Here is a 17,384-nt window from a genome sequence, read left to right as displayed (position 1 = left end):
CGGCGGTGCCGGACGCCGGCCGGGTGAGGGTGTCATGACAACATTGCTCGAAATGAAAAAAATCACAAAGACCTTTCCGGGCGTGAAAGCGTTGAGTGATGTCGATCTCGCTGTCGAAGAAGGTGAAATTCACGCGCTTGTGGGCGAAAACGGGGCCGGCAAGTCGACCTTGATGAAGGTTCTTTCAGGCGTCTACCCCCATGGCAGCTATGAAGGGGAGATCCATTATGCCGGCGAACTGGCGACGTTCGGCGGTATTTCCGACAGCGAAAAGAAGGGCATTATCATTATCCATCAGGAACTTGCCCTGGTTCCGCAATTGTCGATCGCCGAAAATATCTTTCTCGGCAACGAAGTCGCCAAATCCGGCGTGATCAGCTGGCCGGATACCTATCAGAAAACCGAGAAACTGTTGCGCAAGGTGGGGCTTAAGGATCCGCCCGCCACGCTCGTCGAAAAGATCGGCGTCGGCAAGCAGCAGCTTGTCGAGATCGCCAAGGCGCTGTCGAAGGACGTGCGGCTTTTGATCCTCGACGAGCCGACCGCGGCCCTTTCGGAAAGCGACAGCGCCAAGCTTCTGAGCCTGCTTCTGGAACTGAAGCAGCAGGGCATCACCTCGATCCTGATTTCGCACAAGCTGAACGAGGTCGAACAGGTCGCCGACAGCATCACCGTCATCCGCGACGGTGCTTCGGTCGCCGATATCGACTGCCACAAGGAAGAGGTCAGCGAGGCGAAGATCATCCAGGCCATGGTCGGCCGGGCGATGGAAAACCGCTACCCCGACCGCGAGCGCAATATCGGCGAGGAGCTGATGTCGGTGAAGGACTGGACCGTCTGGCATCCCGAGCAGACCGACCGCAAGGTGATCAAGAACGTCAAGTTCAATGTGCGCGCCGGCGAGATCGTCGGCATTGCGGGCCTGATGGGTTCCGGGCGCACCGAGCTTGCCATGAGCATTTTCGGTCAAAGTTACGGCCGCAATATCTCCGGCGAGGTCTGGCTCGGCGGTCAGAAGGTCGATGTCTCGACCGTGCCGAAGGCGATCTTCGCGGGGCTTGCCTATGTGACCGAAGACCGCAAGGCGCTCGGGCTCGTGCTTGATGAGCCGATCACCAAGAACGTCACGCTTGCAAACCTTCCGGGCGTTTCCAAATACGGCGTCCTGAATACGGCCGAGGAGACCAAGACGTCGGAATATTATCGCAAGGCGATGAATATCCGCACGCCGACGGTGGCCCAGCGCGTGGTCAACCTTTCCGGTGGCAACCAGCAGAAGGTCGTCCTGTCGAAATGGCTGTTCACGCAGCCCGATGTGCTCATCCTTGATGAGCCGACACGCGGTATCGATGTCGGCGCGAAGTTCGAGATCTATTCTCTGATGAACCAGCTTGCAGCCGAAGGCCGCGGCGTGGTGATGATCTCGTCGGAAATGCCGGAACTGCTCGGCATGTGCGACCGCATTTACGTTATGAACGAGGGGGCATTGGTGGGAGAACTGGACGCCGCAGAGGCGAGCCAGGAACGCATCATGTCCTTCATTGTCAGAAAATAGAAAGAGATGACGATGAATACTCCTGAGGAAAATGCAGGCCAGAGCAAACCCTCGATTCGCTCCTACCTGACGCTTCGCATGCGCGACTACGGCATTTTGCTTGCGCTGATTGTCATTATCGCCTTCTTCCAGATCGTGACCGACGGCGTGTTGATGCGCCCGGTCAACATCACCAACCTGTTCCTGCAGAACTCCTATGTCATCATCATGGCGCTTGGCATGCTGATGATCATCGTGGCGGGGCATATCGACCTGTCCGTCGGCTCCATTGTCGGCTTCATCGGCGCGCTTGCCGCCGTTCTGATCGTGCAATGGAACGTGCCGGTCATCGTCACGATCTTCGCCTGCATCTTCGCCGGCATGCTGATCGGGGCGTGGCAGGGCTATTGGGTGGCCTACTGGAAAATCCCGTCCTTCATCGTGACGCTGGCGGGCATGCTGATCTTCCGCGGCCTGTCGCTGTGGCTGCTGAACGGCCAGTCCGTCGGACCCTTCCCGAGCTCGTTCCAGCTGCTGTCCACGGGCTTCGTGCCGGACATTTTCGGGGTCGGGAAGCCGAACATGACGGCGCTTGCCGCCGGCATCATCGCCGCCGCCGCGATCGTCTATCTCGCCTGGCGGGGCCGTGCGCGCAATGTCGCCTATGGCATCGAGGATGAACCCTATTCCTTCTTCCTCGGCCGCAACATCATCGTCGCCGCGGTCCTGGTCTTCGTCTCGTGGAAGCTCGCGTCCTTCCGCGGCCTGCCGAACGTGCTGGTGTCGATGGCGATCCTGACGGTGATCTACACCTTCATCACCGAGAGCACGACCTTCGGTCGCCGCGTCTATGCGATCGGCGGCAATGAGAAGGCGGCAGCCCTTTCCGGCATCAATACGAGGCGTTTGAACTTCATCGTCTTCGTCAATATGGGCATGCTCGCGGCCCTTGCCGGTCTCGTCTTTGCCGCCCGCCTCAACATCGCGACCCCGAAGGCCGGTAACGGTTTCGAGCTCGATGTCATCGCGGCTGTCTTCATCGGCGGCGCGTCGATGTCCGGCGGCGTCGGCAAGATCGTCGGCGCGGTCGTCGGCGCCTTCATCATGGGCATCATGAACAACGGCATGTCGATCATGGGCATCGGTATTGATTACCAGCAGGTGATCAAGGGCCTCGTCCTGCTCGCGGCCGTCGTCTTCGACGTCTACAACAAGAACAAGGCCTGACGGCGAAAGCCATAGCTAAAAACATCAAGGGGGCAGGGCGGTTTTTCCGCTCTGCCCCTTTTTCGTGTTCTGCGCGGCCTGTCAGCCAAGCCTGCGGCAGGACGAGCGCACGATCAGCCGCGACGGCAGACGCAGGAGCCGCGGAGGCGTGGCGCGGGCGGTCGTGTACTCGGCCTCCAGCCGCTCGATCAGCATGCCGGCGGCGGCTTCGGCGATCGCCGGAATGTCCTGATCGAGCGAGGTGATCTCGGGATCGAACCCGGCTGAAAAATGCAGCCCGTCGAAGGAAATCAGCGAGACGTCATCCGGCGCCTTCAGCCCCATCGATTTCAGGCCCTGCAGCACGCCGCGGGTCTGCATCGTGTTGATCGTTACGATCGCCGTCGGCCGGTTCTGCCGCGACATCAGATCCTGCGCGGCCCGGAAGGCCTGATCCTCGCGTTGATGATGGGTATAGACGAAGTTGTCCGGAACAGGGTGTCCGGCCTCGCTGAGCGCCGCGCGGGTGCCTTCCAGCCTGTCGTCGGACACCGAGATCCCCGTGCGCCCGGCAATCACGGCAATATCGCGGTGACCGAGCTGCAGCAGATGGTGGACGATCAACCGGGCGCCAAGCGCATTGTCGTCGACCACGCAATCAAACGGAGCGCCCTCGATGATGCGGTCGATAATCACGGTCGGGAACCTGATCGCGGGGATAATGTTCTCGGCGTAGTGCTCGCCAAGGCAGGTTGGAAACAGCACCAGACCGGCAACCTGATGGTCGCCCATGCGCGCAATATCGGCCAGTTCGCGCACGGGATCATCGCCGTTGGACGCAAAGAACATCGAGTAGCCCTTGTCCGACAGCGCCACCTGCATGCTGCGGGCAATGCTGGCGGCATAGGGCGCTGCGATATCGGGCACGAGCAGGCCGATCTGGCGCGAGCGGCCGAGGCGCAGGTTCCGCGCCACCGGATTGGGCACGTAGCCAACGGCCGCGATCGCAGCATTGACCCGAGCGCGTAACGTTGCGCTGACTGGCGCGCTGTCATTGATCGTGGCGGAAACGGTGGTTACGGAGACGCCGGCGGCCTTCGCTACATCCTTGATTGTGGCCATTTTTCCCCCTGCTTCAATACTCTCTGTTTACACGGTTTTTTTTGAATCGCCAGCGTGTTGCGTGGAATCGGCTTGATCATCGTCTGGTTTCGCGTTAAATACGTAACGTTTCGTGTATTTAGTATACGAAAAATAGGGGATAAAGGCGACCTTATCGTGGAGGATGCGAAAGGTTGCGTGTTTCGGGAGGGAAAGTTGAAAAAATCCGCTTTGTTGCTCACCGCCGCCCTGGCGACGCTTGCCGCACCGGCTTTTGCCGATGACAATGTGCTTCGCCTGCGCATGAATGGCGATATCAATTCCGTCGATCCGATTTCGACAACCAATTACACGATCCGCAATGCCAGCTATCTGATCTATGACGTGCTGTTTGCGCTGGACGAGAATTTCGAGGTTCAGCCGCAAATGGCCGAGAGCGTCGATGTTTCCGATGACGATCTGGTTTACACCATCACGTTGCGCGACGGTCTGACCTTCCACGACGGCAGCCCGGTGACGGCAGAAGATGCCGTGGCCTCGCTTCAACGCTGGGGCAAGGTCGATGGTCTCGGCAAGATCATGTTCTCCAAGATGGACAGCATCGAAGCCGCCGATGACAAAACGCTTGTGATCACCATGGCCGAGCCCTGGGCCCAGGTTCTGCCGGCCATCGGCAAGATCTCGTCCAATATTCCGGTGATCATGCCCAAGCGGCTCGCCGAGCAGGATCCGGGCGATCCGGTGACCGAACCGATCGGTTCCGGCCCTTACCGTCTGCTGGTCGATGAATGGGTGCCCGGTTCGATTGCGCCTTATGAAAAGTTCGAGGGGTATGTTCCGCGCGAGGAACCGGCGTCCATGGCCGCCGGCGGCAAGGTTGCGGGTTTCGACCGGGTCGAGATCGTCAATATTCCCGATACGGCGACCGCGATCGATGCGTTGCTTGCCGGTGAAATCGACTGGATGGAGGAAGTGCCGGCCGACATGTTGCCGCTGTTTGAAGGTCAGGATGGAGCGGTTGCCGAACCTGCATTGCAGTCGGGCAACTCGCTTCAGCTTGTCGTCAATCACCTGAACCCGCCCTTCGACAATCCGAAAATCCGCCATGCGCTTCAGCTCGCTCTGGAGCAGGAGCCCTTCATGCAGGCCATGAACGGCGACAATGCCGATCTCTACGAGATCTGCGCGGCCGTCTTCTTCTGCAACACGCCGTTTGAAAGCGACGTCAACACCGACCGGGTGCTGACCCGCGACGTGGCCGCGGCCAAGGCGCTGCTGGAAGAGGCAGGCTATGACGGCACGCCGGTGCACATCATGCATGTGACCGATATCGCCGGGCAGGACGCCGCCTATTCGGTGCTGAAGCCGATGCTGGAGGAGGCGGGATTCGTCGTCGACGAGCAGATCGCCGACTGGGCGACGGTCTCCACGCGACGCGCCTCCAAGGAGCCGGTCGCAGACGGCGGCTGGAACCTGTTCTTCACCGGCTGGGGCTATGTCGACCAGATCAACCCGATGACGAATGTCTATGTCGCCGGCGCCTGTGAGGATGGCTGGTTCGGCTGGGCCTGCTCGGAAGAACTCCAGGCGCTGCGCGAGCAGTTCGCCGCGACCAGCGATCCGGAAGAGCAGAAGAAGCTCGCCACCCGCATGCAGGAAGTGACCCACGATCTCGTGCCCTACGTTCCGCTCGGCCAGGTTTATCCGAGTCAGGGGCTTTCGACAGATCTGGACGGCTATATCCGCAGCCCCGTTCCGTTCTTCTGGAATGTTTCGCGCGCCGAAAACTGAGTAAGATACCGGGCCGGGGGCTTATGACTCCGGTCCGTCCAGCACCCCTTAGAAATGGGAGGAACGCGTGCCGGCTTATATTCTTGGCCGACTGGCGGCCGCCATACCGACCCTGCTTCTGGTCTCCGTCTTCATCTTTCTGCTGGTGCATCTGGCACCCGGCGATCCCGCACTCCTGATTGCCGGCGACAATGCAAGTCCGGCCCAGGTCGAGCAGATTCGCGCGCGGCTTCATCTTGACCAGTCGCTCCTCAACCAGTTCGTCATCTGGTTTTCCAATGCGGTCCACCTCGACCTCGGCGTCAGCGTCTATTCGGGCAAGCCGGTGACGGAACTGATTGCCCAGCGCATCGAACCGACCTTCATGCTGGCTGCCTACACGATGGTGCTGACCGTGCTGGTCGCGATCCCGCTCGGCACGATTGCCGCGTGGAAGGCCAACGGTCTTGTCGACCGCATCATCATGGCGTTTTCCGTGGCGGGCTTTTCCGTGCCGGTCTTTGCCACCTCCTATTTGCTTGTCTATCTCTTCGCGGTCAAAGTCCGCTGGTTTCCGGTTCAGGGCTACAAACCACTGTCTGATGGCGTCGGTGCAACCCTCGTCTCGCTGACGCTGCCGTCAATCGCGCTGATGCTTGTGTTCGCAGCGCTCATTGCCCGCGTCACCCGAGCCGCCGTCCTGGAAGTCCTGCAGGAGAATTTCGTGCGCACGCTGAAGGCCAAGGGCATGGGCACCGGTCGCATTCTGGTGCTGCATGTTCTGAAGACCGCGGGCGTCCCGATCGTCACCGTCATCGGCATCGGCTTCGCCGCCCTCATCGGCGGCGTGGTGGTGACGGAAAGCGTGTTCAACATTCCGGGTATCGGGCGGCTCACCGTCGATGCCATCGTGCGCCGGGACTATCCGGTAGTGCAGGGCATCATCCTGTTTTTCTCCGTCACGCTCATCCTCATCAATCTGATCGTCGATCTGAGCTACGCATTGTTCGATCCGAGGGTGAGGGGATGACGGCCGTCATGGAAGAGACCAGCAAAAGCGTCCGTTCGTCCGAAACCCTGCTTCTCGTCAGCGAAGGTTTCCGTTTTCTCAAGGCCCACCGCGAAGTCACCATCGTTCTTTTGATGCTGGCGGCCATGGCGCTCGTCGGGGCGTTCGCGCCGCTGCTTGCGGGTGATCCGATGGCGATCAATCCCGCCATGCGCTACAAGCCGCCGTCAGCCGAGCATTGGCTTGGAACCGACAATCTCGGCCGCGATGTCTATGCGCGGCTGATCTACGGGACACGTAACTCCATGGCCGTCGGTTTTGCCGTTGCCGGCATTACCACCGTCATCGGCGTCGCTATCGGGGTCTATGCCGGGTTTTCCAGCCTCGGCGGCGCCATCGTCATGCGATTGAATGATGCGATGATGTCGATCCCTGCGGTGCTGCTGGCCATTGCGCTTGCCTCGCTGATGGAGCAGGGGCTTGCCGCCGTCATCGTCGCCATCACTGTGCCGGAAATACCGCGCATGGTGCGTGTCGTGCGCGCGCTGGTGCTCGGTATTCGCCGCCAGCCCTATCTTGCCGCTGCCGTCTCCATCGGCACGCGCGGTCTGCCGCTCGTCTTTCGCCATGTGCTGCCCAACATGTTCGGCCCGGTGCTGGTGCAGGCGACCTATGCCTGCGCCTCTGCCGTCATCACCTCTGCCGTGCTTGCCTTTCTCGGCGTCGGTGTTTCCCCCGATATTCCGAGTTGGGGCGGCATGATGGCTTCTGCCAAGTCCATGTTCCGGCTTCACCCCGAACTGATGCTCTATCCGGGGCTGGCGCTCTCCTTGCTTGTGCTGCTTGTCAACATACTGGGCGACCGGCTGTCGGATGCCGTCGATCCGCGCAAGGCCAAAAGGGGGATCCTGTGATGAGCGAGACATTTCTGTCCGTCGACAATCTGTCGCTGATCTTTTCCGGCAAGGCCGGCGTTCACCACGCGCTCACCGATGTCTCGTTTCATGTCGATCGCGGCGAGATCCTTTCCTTTGTGGGGGAATCAGGCTGTGGCAAATCGGTGACGGCGATGTCGGTTATGCGGCTTCTGCCGCGCCACGGAGTCGAATATCCCTCCGGCAGCATCGTGCTCGACGGAGAAGACCTGCTGCAAAAGAGCGAGCGGGAGATGCGCGCAATCCGCGGCGGCAGGATCGGGATGATCTTTCAGGATCCGATGACATCCTTCACGCCGGTCCACACCATCGGCATGCAGATCGCCGAGACCGTCTCGCGTCACCGGGGCGTTTCGAAAAAGGCGGCGATGACCCGCGCTCTGGAAATGCTTGATCTGGTGCGCATTCCCGATGCGAAAAACCGGATCACGGCCTATCCTCACGAGCTTTCGGGGGGCATGCGGCAAAGGGTGATGATCGCCATGGCGCTGGCCTGCGATCCGGAGCTGCTGATCGCCGACGAACCGACAACAGCGCTCGATGTGACGGTGCAGGCGGAAATCCTGGAACTGATCGCGGATCTGAGGCGCGATCTCTCCATGTCGGTGATCCTCATCACCCATGATCTGGGTGTCGTTGCCGAGACCGCCGACCGCGTGATGGTGATGTATGCGGGCCGCGTGGTCGAGGAGGGGGCCGTGGCCAGCGTCCTCGGTAATCCGGCGCATGGCTATACGGCCGGACTGATCGAGGCGCTGCCGCTGTCGGGTTCTGCCTATCACCGCCAGCCGCTGAAGGAGATTCCCGGCGCCGTGCCGCGTCTGGACCATCTGGTCGACCACTGCATCTACGCCGATCGCTGCGCCTTCGCGACGGCAGAGTGTCGCAACGCGCTGCCCGCCGGGCATGTCGTTGGCAAGCGGCATCTTGCCGCGTGTTTCAATTCCGGCGCGGTGTCTTCGGCGCTCAGTGGCAATGAAATCGTGAGGGCCTGGCAATGAATGTGCAGTTGAGGCTTGAGGGGGTCAGCAAGGCCTATGATCTCGGCAAGATCGGACTTTTCGGGAAACCGCGTCTCCTGCATGCGGTCAACGGTGTCGATCTCGATATCCGCAAGGGTGAGACGCTGGGTCTGGTCGGGGAGTCCGGTTGCGGGAAATCGACCCTTGCCCGGCTGATCATGCATCTGGAAAAGCCGACGGAAGGGGCCATCACCTTTGACGGCGAGGACCTTAACGCTGTTTCGTCATCACGCCTGCATGCCGCGCGGCGGCGGTTCCAGATGGTGTTTCAGGACCCGTATGCCTCGCTCAATGCGCGCATGACCGCACGTGTGATCCTGGCCGAGGCACTGAAGAACTACCGCTATGGAAGCCCGGCAGAGATCGGGGCTCGGGTCGAGGCCGTGGCGTTCGCCTGCGGCTTGTCCTCCTACCACCTCGACAAACACCCGCATGAGCTTTCCGGCGGCCAGTGCCAGCGTATCGGCATTGCCCGCGCCATCGCGCTCGATCCGGAAATGATTGTTGCCGACGAGCCGGTCTCCGCGCTCGACGTCTCCATCCAGGCGCAGATCATCAATCTGATCCTGAAACTGCAGAAGGAGATGGGGCTTACCCTGGTCTTCGTTTCGCATGATCTTTCGGTGGTCGCCCACATCGCCGACCGGGTCGCCGTGATGTATCTGGGGCGCATCGTCGAACTGGCGCCGGTGCATGATCTCTTTACCGGAAGCGCGCATCCCTATACCCGGCTTCTCCTCTCCGCCGTGCCGCGTCCGGCTCCGGTCGCCAGCCGGGGGCGGCAGTTGAAAGGCGAGCTTCCAAGCCCGCTGAACCCGCCCAAGGGCTGTCATTTCCGCCCGCGCTGTCCGTTTGCGACGGAAAAATGCCTCGAAAAGCCGCCCTTGCGGTCAGTCGGCACGGAGCGGCTGGCCGCCTGCCACTATGCCGAGAAAGTGATGGGAAACCCATGAGTGCCCATGAGAAACTGCCGGTGATGCTGATCCCCGGTCTGCAGTGTGACCGCCGGGTCTGGCAGTTGCAGATCCCGTTTATTGAGGCGCTCGGCCATGAGGTGATCGTACCGGACGGGCATTTTTCAGCCGAAAGCATTGCGGACATGGCAGAGATCGTTGCCCGGCAATTGCCCGAAAAAGCCCATGTTGCCGGCTGGTCCATGGGCGGCTATGTCCTCTGCCGCCTGCTTTCGACCCATGCCCGGCAGATTGCGAGCGTCGCGATGATCGCGACATCGGCGCAGCCGGAAAATGCAAGGCGCACGACCGAACGCCGGGCCGCGATGATGTCGGCGCGCCGTCTCGGCATGGAAAAGGCCTATCGTGCCAGTCTCGAGGCCTGTTGTTTCCGTCCAGAAAACGTTCCGACCGCGCTGATGGATGATCTCGTGGCCATGGGCTGCGATCTCGGGATCGAAACATTCTTCTCCCAGCAGGCGGCCATTATTGCGCGGGCGGACGGGCGCCCGGCGCTTGCCAGCTACAAGGGGCCGGTCACGATCATCTGCGGCGACGAGGATGCGGTGACCCCACCTGAATTTTCGCAGGAGATGCATGACATTGCGGCCGGATCTCAGCTTCTGATGATCCCGCAGGCAGGCCACAATGCACCGATCGAACGGCCGGATGCCGTCAATGCGGCATTGGCGAAGTGGCTGGGCGCCGGTCCTGCAACGCACGATCAGCCGCATGCAGCGGCGCTTTCCTGAGGTCGGGCCTGGGTTCGATACGGGAGACATCCCCGGCACACCGCAGCGTGCCGGGGCGGGTCGCACCCATCTGTCCAGAATGCCGCTTTTCTACATCAGCGACTTGTCTGGAGAGTATTAAAACGATCCAGTAGCCATTTGGTTTCAGAATTGCCGAAAATTAATCCGGACATGTTTGTGCCGCCCGTTTGCGCCGGGTAATTTCATCATCGGCAAAAATAGGCTAAGGCGGGTCGCAAACACGCGCGCCCCGGAGGTAAGAAGAACAATGGCCAGTCTCACGCTGCGCAACATCGTCAAGAAATATGGCCAGCGCCAAGTCATCCACGGCCTTGATCTCGACATCGCCGATGGCGAATTCGTCGTCCTCGTCGGCCCTTCCGGTTGCGGCAAGTCGACGCTGTTGCGGATGATTTCCGGGCTTGAGGAGATCACCGGCGGCGAGGTGATGGTCAACGGCCAGCTTGCCAACAAGATGCAGCCGCGCCAGCGCAACATCGCCATGGTGTTTCAGGATTTTGCCCTCTATCCGCATATGAGCGTGCGCAAGAACATGGCGTTCGCGCTGCGCATGGCCGGCATCTCCCGCGCCGAGCGCGATGCGGCGGTCGAGCGAGCGGCCGAGATGCTGGGGCTGACCGATGAACTGGAGCGCTATCCGAGCGAGCTTTCCGGCGGGCAGAAACAGCGCGTCGCCATGGGCCGGGCGCTGGTGCGCAATCCGGAGGCCTTTCTCTTCGACGAGCCGCTCTCGAACCTCGACGCCAAGCTGCGCGCCCAGATGCGCGCCGAGATCAAGGCGCTGCACCGTCGGCTCGAGACGACCATGGTCTATGTCACCCATGACCAGATGGAAGCGATGACCATGGGCGAGCGCATCGTTTTGATGCGCGCCGGCGTGATCGAGCAGGTCGGCACGCCGCTCGAACTTTACGACCGCCCGCAGAATGTCTTCGTCGCCGGCTTCATCGGCGCGCCGGGCATGAACCTTATCGAAGGCACGGTCGAGGACGACAACGGCGCATTGGCGCTGCGCAGCAAAGGCGGAGCCGTCTGGCCCCTGCCGGCGGTTGATGGCGTTGAAATCGGCGCTGCGGTCACCGTTGGCGTGCGCCCGGAAAACGTTTCCTTTGCCGATCAGGGAACCGAGGCGGTGATCGAATTCACCGAGACCACGGGCTCCGAGACCCATGCGACGATGACGGCCGGCGGCGACCAGGTTCTGCTGCTCACCCCCGAGCGCGTGCCGCACGAGCGTCACCAGCCGGTGAAGATTGCCTTCGATGCCGCGCGCATGCATGTCTTCGATACCGAAAGCGGCGACCGGCTGAACTGAGAGGCGGAATGGCTGACCTCGATCCGCTTTTCGACCGGCTCTCGCGGTCGAAATTCCGAAGCCGCTTTTCATTGTCCGAGAAGGACCGGGCCTATGCCGCGTCAAAGGGCAGGGCAGAGGTCAACGCCCATGCCGAGGATTTCATTCGCGCGCGCCTTGCGCCGGCCGAACCGGCCAATGACGGGAAGCAGACGCCGATGCGCGGCCACCCGGCCTTTATCGCCCAGCATGCAACGGCGACCTGCTGCCGGGGCTGCCTGATGAAATGGCACGGCATCGAAAAGGGCCGGCCGCTCGACGAGGGCGAGATTGCCTATGTCGTCGCGGTGCTCGACCGCTGGATCGTCGGCCAGATGTCGTCCGCGCAGCGGTGAACCGCCGGTTCAGGCGGAGAGCTTCATGCCCTTCAGCTTTTCCGGTTTCTCGCCGCCATAGGCCCAGTCGATAAGTTCCACGGTGTGCAGGATCGGAACGGCGGTCCCGGAGGCGATCTGGGTGATGCAGCCGATATTGCCGGTGGCGATGATGTCGGGCTTCGTCGCCTCGATATTCTTCACCTTGCGGGTCTTCAGCTTCGTCGAAATCTCCGGCTGCATGATGTTGTAGGTCCCGGCCGATCCGCAGCACAGATGCCCTTCGGCGGGTTCCCGCACGGCAAAGCCGGCGGCCTCCAGAAGCAGTTTCGGTCCGGCCTTGATCTGCTGGCCGTGCTGCATGGAACAGGCGGAGTGATAGGCGACGGTGATGCCCTGGCGTTTCTGCTCGGGAAGCTCAAGCCTTGTCAGATATTCGGTGACATCCTTCGCCAGGGCTGAAACCCTGGCGGCCTTTTCCGCATAGGCCGGATCATGCCGGAGCATGTGGCCGTAATCCTTGATCGTCGTGCCGCAGCCGGAAGCGGTGATGATGACGGCATCAAGCCCGCCGTTCTCGATCTCCCGCGTCCAGACGTCGACATTCTTCCGGGCTTCGAAAAGCGCCTGTTCCTCGCGGCCCATATGGTGGACCAGCGAGCCGCAACAGCCTTCGCCTTTCGGCACCACGACCTCAATGCCGAGCCGCGTCAGAAGGCGCACCGTCGTCTCGTTGATCGCGGGGTCGAGCACGGATTGGGCGCAGCCGGTCAGAAGCGCCACGCGGCCGCGTTTCTCTGAGGTCGCGGCATGAGTCGCGGGCTTCGAGACGGAGGACGCCGCGGGCAGGCGCGAAGGCGCCAGCTTCAGCATCGCCTCGAAGGGTTTGAGCGCCGCCACCGAGCCGAAAAGGCCGGCAAAGGGCCGCCCGAGCCGCGCCAGCGAGAGGGCCATGCGAAAACGGGCCGGGTAGGGCAGCACCGCCGCCAGAACCGCGCGGGTGAAGCGGTTCAGGAAGGGGCGTTTGTAGGTCTTTTCGATATGGACGCGGGCATGGTCGACCAGATGCATGTAGTCGACGCCGGAGGGACAGGTGGTCACGCAGGAGAGACAGGAGAGACAGCGGTCGATATGGGTGACCACTTCCTCATCCGCCGGACGCCCGTTTTCCAGCATGTCCTTGATCAGGTAGATGCGCCCGCGCGGACTGTCGAGTTCGTTGCCGAGCGTCACATAGGTGGGGCAGGTCGCCGTGCAGAAGCCGCAATGGACGCATTTGCGCAGGATGGATTCGGCTTCGGCGACCTTGGGATCGGCAAGCTGCTCGGGAGAAAAACGGGTCTGCATGGGATGCGCCTAAACCAGCCAGCTTTCCGGGCGCTCGATCGGCTCCGAACGGTTGACCTTCTGCAGGCCGATGATCACGCGGACGATGACCCAGACGGCGGTGGCCAGGAAACCGAACACGCCGATGATCACGAAGGTCAGCACGAAGGAGATCGCCGAAAACAGAAGCGCGATCCAGAAGGTGCGGATTGCCCAGGTGTAATGCGTCTTCAGCCAGCCCTCGGCCTTGTCGCGGTTCATATAGGCCGAGATCAGGCCGATGACGCCGGCGATGAAGATCACGCAACTGACGAGATAGAGGATATAGATCAGAATGACGTTGTTCCTGGTCGGATCCATCCACCCGTCGCCAAACCGTTTGGGCGGTGTCGTCTGGGGGTCGCTCATGCTGCCATCTCCTCTTTCGCCATCTTTCCGGGGCTGAAAATCCCCTTGGGGTCGAGTTTCTGCTTGATCCGCGCCGAAAGGGCGGCGATCGCCGGCGGCTGCGGTTCGAAGGCGGGGATCAGCGCCCGTGCCGTCGGGTCCGCGCGCATCAGGGTGGCGTGGCCGCCGCCATGGGCCTTGATCAGCGCCCTGAGCCGGCCCGGTTCCGGCGCGCCATCCATGCGCATCCAGATCAGTCCGCCCTGCCAATCGTAAAGGGCGTCGACCGCCGCCTCAAGGCGGATGTCGGCGACGAGCTTCGCGGCTTCCGAGGGCGCTATGCTGACGCGCCAGAGCGGGCGCAGCGATTTTTCCGCATAGGGCGCAGCGTCGCGGATCTCGCGCCAGAGCGTTGCGGTTTTCGTGGCATCCAATTCGGCGACGGAACCGATCGCGCCGGCATAGTCCTTCAGCTTTTCCGCGCGTACGGCAACCGATTCCGGCAGGCCCTCAAGCCTGAGGCAGGTGACACTGTCGCCTTCGAGCGCGCCGGACAGGAAGGCGGGCCGGACGCTGTAGGGCAGGTGGGCCGCGCCCGAAACCTCCAGCGGCAGCGCCATGGCGGCTGCCATCAGCGCAATCGCGTCGTCATCGGTCAGGTCGGAGACGATGATGGTGGTCGCCGCCTTCGGCGCCGGCAGCACCTTGAAGGTCACTTCCGTCAGGAAGCCGAGCGTGCCGTGCGAGCCCGCCATCAGCCGGGCAAGATCAAGCCCCGTCACATTCTTCATCACCCGGCCGCCGGCCTTGATCGCCTCACCCTTGCCGTTGATGAAACGCGCGCCCAGCAGATGGTCGCGGGCAGCCCCCGCAAGGGCGAAGCGACGGGGCCCGGAGACATTGGCGGCAAACACGCCGCCGATCGTGGGCGTGCCCTCGGTATTCATGATGCCGCGATGGTCCATCGGCTCGAAGGCGAGGAACTGGCCGTTTTTCCTGAGCGCCGCCTCGATTTCGGCAAGCGGCGTGCCGGCGCGCGCCGTCATCACCATTTCCGACGGCTCGTAGGAGACGATGCCGGAAAGCGTCGACGACGACAGCGTGGCTTCGGCCCTTTGCGGATTGCCGAAGCCCGACCGCGTATTGCCGCCGCAAAGGGCAAGCGGTACGCCCGTCTCGAAATGGCGGGCGATGATGCCGGCGGCTTCCGTCTCGCTTTCAGGTGTCAACAGTTCAGTCATCGCGGCCCTCCAGCGGGAAAACCTTGGAGGGGTTCAGCACCCAGTCCGGATCGAAGGCCGCGCGCACCGCCATCTGCTGGCGAAGGTCAATGTCGGAATATTGATGGCGCATCAGGTCGCGTTTCTCGATGCCGACGCCGTGCTCGCCGGTCAGGCAGCCGCCGGCGTCGACGCAGAGCTTGAGGATTTCCGCGCCCGCTTCCTCGGCGCGCGCGGCGTCTTCCGGGTCGTTGATATTGTAGAGGATCAGGGGATGCATGTTGCCGTCGCCGGCATGGAACACATTGGCGACCCGGAGGCCGTAGCGGTCGGTGATCTCGCTCGTTTTCTGCAGCACGTAGGAAAGCTGGCTGAGCGGCACGGTGCCGTCCATGCAGATGTAGTCGGCGATCCGGCCGGTGGCGCCGAAGGCGGATTTGCGGCCCTTCCAGATCAGGGCGGCTTCCGTCGCCGACTGGCTGCGGCGGATCGCCATCACGCCGTGGCGTTCGGCAATGGCGACGATCTCGGCGAGCATCGCCTCCATCTCGTCTTCCGAGCCCTCGACCTCGATGATCAAAAGCGCGCCGGCGTCGAGCGGATAGCCGGCCTTGGCAAAGGCCTCGCAGATTTCGATCGCCGGCTTGTCCATGAATTCTATGGCGACGGGAATGATGCCGGAGGCGATGATATCGGTGACGCAGGCGCCGGCCTGTTCGGACGTCGGGAAGCCGAAGAGCACGGGCCGCGCGCCTTCCGGACTTGCCAGAAGCCGGACGGTCGCCTCGGTGATGATGCCGAGCTGGCCTTCCGAGCCGCAGACCAGCGCCATCAGGTCGTAGCCGGCCGAATCAAGTGCCTTGCCGCCGAGATCGATGACCGTGCCATCGACCAGCACCATCTTCACGCCGAGAAGGTTGTTCGTGGTCACGCCGTATTTCAGGCAGTGCGCGCCGCCGGAATTCATGCCGATATTGCCGCCGATGGTGCAGGCAAGCTGCGAGCTCGGGTCCGGTGCGTAGAAGAAGCCCTCCGGCTTCACAGCCTCGGAAATGGCGATATTGGTGACGCCCGCCTGGACGGTCGCGATCCGGTTCGGCAGGTCGATGTCGAGAATGCGGTTCATGCGCGAAAGCCCGAGGATGATCGCGTCCTCCTGGCCGATCGCGCCGCCGGAAAGCGAAGTGCCGGCGCCGCGCGGGACGACCGGAATGCCGTTCTCGTGGCAATAGTCCAGCACCCTGGCCACCTGCTGCGTCGTTTCCGGCAGGCAGACGGCCAGCGGCAGGCGGGTATAGGCGATGAAGCCGTCCGTCTCGAAAGGCACCAGTTCGCGCGCCTCGTGGATGAGCGCGTCCTTCGGCAGCAGGGCCTGAAGATCGGAAATAATCTCGCTCCGCCGGGCCAGAATATCGGCCTTCGGCGCGCTGAACGCGATAGCGCCGGACAAGGGGTCACCTCCGCATCTTGCGAAACACAAAGCGTGTTTCGGTCTCCTCCCGCGTTCTATCATTGGCCTTATGGCAAGACAAATGCTAACACTTGTTCCGATACGGCAAAAATGGCGGCCACTATGAACCTGACCGATATCGAGATCTTCGCCCGGGTGGCGACGAACGGCAGCATGACGGAGGCGGCGCATGAGCTGAGGCTCTCGCCGGCCGTGGTTTCAAAGAGCATCAAGCGGCTGGAGGAGGCGCTCGGCGCGCGCCTTCTGCAGCGAACCACGCGGCGAGTGATGCTGACGGAAACCGGGCGAGGCTATTATGAGCGCATCCTGCCGGTTCTGGCAGGGGCGGAGGAAGCGCAGGCCTTTGTCGAGGGGCGCACCGCCGCCGTCAGGGGCAGGCTCCGGGTTTCAGCGCCCACATCCTTCGGGCGCATGCATATCGCCCCGCATCTTGCCACCTTCATGAACGCCCATGAGGCGCTTGAGATCGAACTGCTTTTGAACGACGCTTTCGTTGATATCGTCGCCGAGGGCTTCGATGTCGCCATCCGCATTGGCGAACTGAGCGACAGTTCGCTCGTGGCGCGCAAGCTTGCGCCGGTGAAGCGCATCCTGTGCGCCGCGCCGTCCTATATCGAGAAAATGGGGATGCCGGAAAACCTCGCCGACCTCGACCATCATGTTTGCCTGCCGGCCCATAATGGCGATCACTGGCGGCTTGCCGGGCCGGAAGGCACGGTCGCGCTGCGTCCGGAAGGGCGTCTCGTCACCAATTCCAGCGAGGTGGTGCGCGAGGCGGTTCTGGCCGGCATGGGGATTGCGCTGCGCTCGACCTGGGATATCGGCCCGGAGATTGCGGACGGCAGGCTTGTGCAGGTGCTGAAACAATATGAAAGCCCGGGCGATGTCGGGCTGTTTGCGGTCTATCCCAGCCGCAACTTCCTGCCGGAGAAAGTGCGGCTGTTCATCGATTTCCTGGCCAAGCTCTACGCCCCCGCATCCTATTGGGGGGCGTAGGCAGGTGGCCGCG

16 protein-coding genes are annotated in these 17,384 nt (G+C 62.3%); 11 read left to right on the top strand and 5 right to left on the bottom strand.

Annotation, left to right across the window (positions count from 1 at the left end; translation table 11 throughout):
* Positions 1–34 precede the first annotated feature (34 nt).
* Positions 35–1,555 carry a multiple monosaccharide ABC transporter ATP-binding protein gene (mmsA, locus tag FF124_RS07565; protein WP_138747895.1) on the top strand — a complete coding sequence of 507 codons (1,521 nt, stop codon included), beginning with the start codon at positions 35–37 and terminating at the stop codon, positions 1,553–1,555.
* Positions 1,556–1,567: 12 nt separating this feature from the next.
* The gene (mmsB, locus tag FF124_RS07560) at positions 1,568–2,761 is read left to right on the top strand and encodes a multiple monosaccharide ABC transporter permease (protein ID WP_138748188.1); all 1,194 of its coding nucleotides are present in this window, start codon (positions 1,568–1,570) and stop codon (positions 2,759–2,761) included.
* Between the two features lie 81 nt (positions 2,762–2,842).
* On the opposite strand, the gene FF124_RS07555 is transcribed toward mmsB, so the two are convergent.
* Positions 2,843–3,862 carry a LacI family DNA-binding transcriptional regulator gene (locus FF124_RS07555; RefSeq protein WP_138747894.1) on the bottom strand — a complete coding sequence of 340 codons (1,020 nt, stop codon included), beginning with the start codon at positions 3,860–3,862 and terminating at the stop codon, positions 2,843–2,845.
* A 195-nt stretch (positions 3,863–4,057) separates the two neighbouring features.
* Here FF124_RS07555 and FF124_RS07550 point away from each other — a divergent pair, with 195 nt between their 5' ends.
* From FF124_RS07550 to FF124_RS07515, 8 genes are all read left to right on the top strand, one after another.
* On the top strand, positions 4,058–5,632 hold the full coding sequence (locus FF124_RS07550) for an ABC transporter substrate-binding protein (protein WP_138747893.1): 1,575 nt from the start codon (positions 4,058–4,060) through the stop codon (positions 5,630–5,632).
* Between the two features lie 67 nt (positions 5,633–5,699).
* Positions 5,700–6,641: an ABC transporter permease gene (locus FF124_RS07545; protein WP_138747892.1), complete on the top strand. Its 942-nt coding sequence runs from the start codon at positions 5,700–5,702 to the stop codon at positions 6,639–6,641.
* Between the two features lie 8 nt (positions 6,642–6,649).
* The gene (locus FF124_RS07540) at positions 6,650–7,534 is read left to right on the top strand and encodes an ABC transporter permease (protein ID WP_187326858.1); all 885 of its coding nucleotides are present in this window, start codon (positions 6,650–6,652) and stop codon (positions 7,532–7,534) included.
* A complete protein-coding gene (locus tag FF124_RS07535; protein WP_138747890.1) occupies positions 7,534–8,556 on the top strand; it encodes an ABC transporter ATP-binding protein in 1,023 nt (340 codons plus the stop codon). The genes FF124_RS07540 and FF124_RS07535 overlap by 1 nt, the downstream gene beginning before the upstream one ends.
* Complete coding sequence (locus FF124_RS07530) at positions 8,553–9,530, top strand: ABC transporter ATP-binding protein (protein WP_138747889.1); 978 nt, start codon at positions 8,553–8,555, stop codon at positions 9,528–9,530. The genes FF124_RS07535 and FF124_RS07530 overlap by 4 nt, the downstream gene beginning before the upstream one ends.
* Complete coding sequence (locus FF124_RS07525) at positions 9,527–10,282, top strand: alpha/beta fold hydrolase (RefSeq protein ID WP_187326857.1); 756 nt, start codon at positions 9,527–9,529, stop codon at positions 10,280–10,282. Before FF124_RS07530 ends, FF124_RS07525 begins: the two co-directional genes overlap by 4 nt.
* A gap of 268 nt (positions 10,283–10,550) precedes the next feature.
* A complete protein-coding gene (locus tag FF124_RS07520) occupies positions 10,551–11,618 on the top strand; it encodes an ABC transporter ATP-binding protein (RefSeq protein ID WP_138747887.1) in 1,068 nt (355 codons plus the stop codon).
* An 8-nt stretch (positions 11,619–11,626) separates the two neighbouring features.
* Positions 11,627–11,992: a DUF4186 domain-containing protein gene (locus FF124_RS07515; protein ID WP_138747886.1), complete on the top strand. Its 366-nt coding sequence runs from the start codon at positions 11,627–11,629 to the stop codon at positions 11,990–11,992.
* A 9-nt stretch (positions 11,993–12,001) separates the two neighbouring features.
* On the opposite strand, the gene glcF is transcribed toward FF124_RS07515, so the two are convergent.
* The 4 genes from glcF to FF124_RS07495 are packed head-to-tail and all read right to left on the bottom strand — an operon-like array spanning position 12,002 to position 16,354.
* On the bottom strand, positions 12,002–13,318 hold the full coding sequence (glcF, locus tag FF124_RS07510; protein ID WP_138747885.1) for a glycolate oxidase subunit GlcF: 1,317 nt from the start codon (positions 13,316–13,318) through the stop codon (positions 12,002–12,004).
* A gap of 9 nt (positions 13,319–13,327) precedes the next feature.
* Entirely contained in the window at positions 13,328–13,705 is a 378-nt protein-coding gene (locus tag FF124_RS07505) for a DUF4870 family protein (RefSeq protein ID WP_138747884.1), read from the bottom strand.
* Complete coding sequence (gene glcE, locus FF124_RS07500) at positions 13,702–14,925, bottom strand: glycolate oxidase subunit GlcE (RefSeq protein WP_138747883.1); 1,224 nt, start codon at positions 14,923–14,925, stop codon at positions 13,702–13,704. Before glcE ends, FF124_RS07505 begins: the two co-directional genes overlap by 4 nt.
* On the bottom strand, positions 14,918–16,354 hold the full coding sequence (locus tag FF124_RS07495) for an FAD-binding oxidoreductase (RefSeq protein ID WP_138747882.1): 1,437 nt from the start codon (positions 16,352–16,354) through the stop codon (positions 14,918–14,920). The genes glcE and FF124_RS07495 overlap by 8 nt, the downstream gene beginning before the upstream one ends.
* A gap of 123 nt (positions 16,355–16,477) precedes the next feature.
* Between FF124_RS07495 and FF124_RS07490 the strand changes: the two genes are divergently transcribed.
* Positions 16,478–17,371 (top strand): LysR family transcriptional regulator, encoded by an 894-nt coding sequence (locus FF124_RS07490; protein ID WP_138747881.1) that lies wholly within the window; start codon positions 16,478–16,480, stop codon positions 17,369–17,371.
* Positions 17,372–17,384: the final 13 nt, after the last annotated feature.

The sequence above is a fragment of the Martelella lutilitoris genome, assembly GCF_005924265.1.
GTDB classification, from domain to species: domain Bacteria; phylum Pseudomonadota; class Alphaproteobacteria; order Rhizobiales; family Rhizobiaceae; genus Martelella; species Martelella lutilitoris.
Note: the sequence above shows the minus strand (reverse complement) of the source record. Positions and strands in the feature narration are given on the sequence as shown.